The sequence below is a fragment of the Staphylococcus pasteuri genome (assembly GCF_030547725.1).
Lineage (GTDB): Bacteria > Bacillota > Bacilli > Staphylococcales > Staphylococcaceae > Staphylococcus > Staphylococcus pasteuri.
Genome location: NZ_JAUOQO010001015.1, coordinates 1 through 234, shown reverse-complemented (window position 1 = coordinate 234; position 234 = coordinate 1). Strand labels below are relative to the sequence as shown.

Annotated in this window: 1 protein-coding gene; it reads left to right on the top strand. The window is 29.5% G+C overall.

The genetic code is table 11. The annotated features are described in order from the left end of the window. Window positions 1-44: 44 nt before the first annotated feature. On the top strand, window positions 45-234 hold a 190-nt coding region (locus Q4528_RS16235), incomplete at its 3' end, for a tetrahydrofolate dehydrogenase/cyclohydrolase catalytic domain-containing protein (protein ID WP_303522805.1).

Sequence of the window (234 nt, the reverse complement as noted above, 5' to 3'; positions counted from 1 at the left end):
ATTAATGTTAAAGTTAAGTTATTAAATTATTAGGAGGAGATATTGTGGTAGCAAAGCGATTAGATGGTAAACAAATCGCAAATGATTATAGACAAGGATTAAAAGAACAAGTGGAAGAGCTTAAAAAAAAAGGTTATACACCAAAATTTTCTGTAATAATAGTTTGTAATTACGGTGCCAGCCTAATCTATGTGAAATCAAAAAAGAAAGCCGCAGAAATGATTGGTATGATTT